This window comes from Paenibacillus sp. BJ-4, assembly GCF_020404765.1.
In the GTDB taxonomy this organism is placed as follows: domain Bacteria; phylum Bacillota; class Bacilli; order Paenibacillales; family Paenibacillaceae; genus Paenibacillus.
The window spans coordinates 1-2321 of record NZ_JAIVEM010000175.1 but is presented as its reverse complement, the minus strand read 5'-3'; the positions used below and the strand labels follow the sequence as shown (position 1 = coordinate 2321).

Annotated in this window: 2 protein-coding genes; both read right to left on the bottom strand. The window is 51.3% G+C overall.

The window, feature by feature from the left end:
- Positions 1-1248: acyl carrier protein (locus tag LCF57_RS26360; RefSeq protein WP_226003309.1), on the bottom strand; the 1248-nt coding region annotated here is incomplete at its 3' end.
- 52 nt (positions 1249-1300) lie between these two features.
- Positions 1301-2321: polyketide synthase dehydratase domain-containing protein (locus LCF57_RS26355; protein WP_318840811.1), on the bottom strand; the 1021-nt coding region annotated here is incomplete at its 5' end.

Below are 2321 nucleotides of genomic sequence, written 5' to 3'. Positions count from 1 at the left end.
GGTATACCCGTTCGTCTTGCCCCCGTGGTTGATGCTGGTGCTGCGGATCACCGCATAAATATGATCCCCGTCTGCGACTGCCTTGGACAAAGGCTTCAGCAGAACACAGCCCACCCCTTCACCCGGGACAAAGCCGTTGCCTCCGCTGCCAAAGCTCTTGCACTGGCCGTCGGCCGAAAGCATCTGCTGCTCGCACAATATAACATAGCTGGAAGGATGCAGGTAAAGGTTAACCCCTCCGGCAATCGCCATTTCACATTCCTGCTGGTACAGATGCTCACACGCCTCATGAATGGCGGTTAATGACGAAGAGCACATCGTATCAATAGGCATGCTCGGACCTTGCAGGTTCAGCAAATAGGAAATCCGGTTGGCTACCGAGCTGAATGAAGTGTACGGGTGCATCTGCTCGCCCTGCTTCCATAGCTCCGGGCCGTATAAATTAAATCCGGTCTTGGTGATCCCCGCAAAGACACCCACCTTGCCGTTATATTGTGATTTGATCCGTTCCCGGGTATATCCCGCGTCCTCCAACACCTCCCAGCAGGATTGGACAAACAGCCGTTCCTGGGGGTCCATATTATGCGCTTCCCGTGGTGTAATATTGAAGAAGCTCGGGTCAAACTCCGCAAATCCGTCTATAAATCCGCCCCACTTGCTGTAGCTTTTCCCCTGCACTGCAGCCTCCTGGGGGTCCGGATGGAAGAATCCTTCCTTGGACCAGCGTTCTTCTGGAATTTCCGTGATGCAGTCTTGTCCCCGCTGCAGATTATCCCAATATTCCTGCAGGCTTCCGGCCTTGGGATAGCGTCCGCTGATTCCTATAATCGCCACAGGCTCCCGTGCTGCGCTGTCCGTTACCGCAGCAGCAAAGCTGCGGGTTTGCTTCCTGCCTGCCTTTAATGAAGTCAGCACTGGAAATTCGTTATCGAACCTCTCTTCTTCCGAAGGTTCTTCAGGTATGGATTCGGCCATGTCTGCATATCCTGTCCATTTCACGCACACCTGCCGGTAGTCAGATATAAAATATTCCGCTAATTCCATCAAGGTCTGGTATTCATAGAACAGGGTCTTGGAAAGCTCCCCAAAGATATCGCCAAGCTTCTGGTTAAGCCGATTGATCATAATCGAATCAATGCCATAGCTTTCCAAAGGCTCTTCAGCATCAATGCTATCCACTTGCATTTTTGTAGTATCCCCAAACAAGGTTTTAAGCTGATATAGGGTCATGTCCTTTAATGTTTCCAAGCTTAACCCTCCCGTAATATGGATTGACTTCATTGCAAAAGCATTCTTTCGCTTACCTCTTGCCAGTAAATCCTTTCATTCGGACGCAGGCTGCGCCATGTTCATCATAAAGGTCAATATCCAGCATCTCTAGCCGCTCTCTGTCTTTGCTGCCATTATCGAAACGGATTAGCGCCCACATATTCGAAGTGCATTTCCCTAAAATTTCCATATCCTGAAGCGAAAAAGGCAAGCAAGGTTTATTGCCTTCTGTACCCATCATCGATCCGGCAGATGCCTGTAGCGCAGAATCCACGATGTCGGGATGCAGGATAAATTGTCCTTCCGCACCGGACATGCAGGATGGCAGACAAATCTTCGCCAGCACCTGCGCTTCCCCTACATACACCTCTTCTAACCAATGGTGAATCCCATCATGGCCCGCCGTCCTCGTCTTCAAAGCTTCGGGTGAGATGATATTTTGGGTGCAGCTCTCCTGCACCGCATGTATATCCAGAGCCGGCGTTTCCGCCAACCGGCATGGCAATGCAATCCCTTGGCTATGCACTACCTGCTGGGCATCCACTGTTTCAGCCTCGCTATAGATTTCATAGGAAATCTCTCCATTTCCCTCTGGAAAGAGTCCGATGTGAATCTGAACTGGCTGGACTCCCACAACAATCGGCTTGGCCCAAACGATATTCTTCAGCCGTATCCCCGTCCGTCTCCCTTTTAGCGCCCCATGCTCCACCGCAGCCCGGGCCATCTCAAGGTACGCGACTCCGGGTAACACCCGTTGCCCTTTAACAATGTGGCTTCCCAGGAAAAACTCCTTGCCCGTGAAGGTTGAAGTGAAGCGTTGCTCCGAAAGGTCGGACGTATTCCGGTGCAGCAGAGGGTGAATCACGGAGGCTTCGGCAGAAGCTGGCCAGTTATTGCCGTTATGTTCACCGATCTTGTCCACCCAATAGCGTTCTTTTGCAAAAGGATAGGTGGGAAGGCTGACTTTTCTCCGTTTAGCCGAGCCGTAGAGCTTGTTCCAGTCGATCATGACCCCCTTGACCCATAAATCCAACAGCTTCGAATATTTCCCT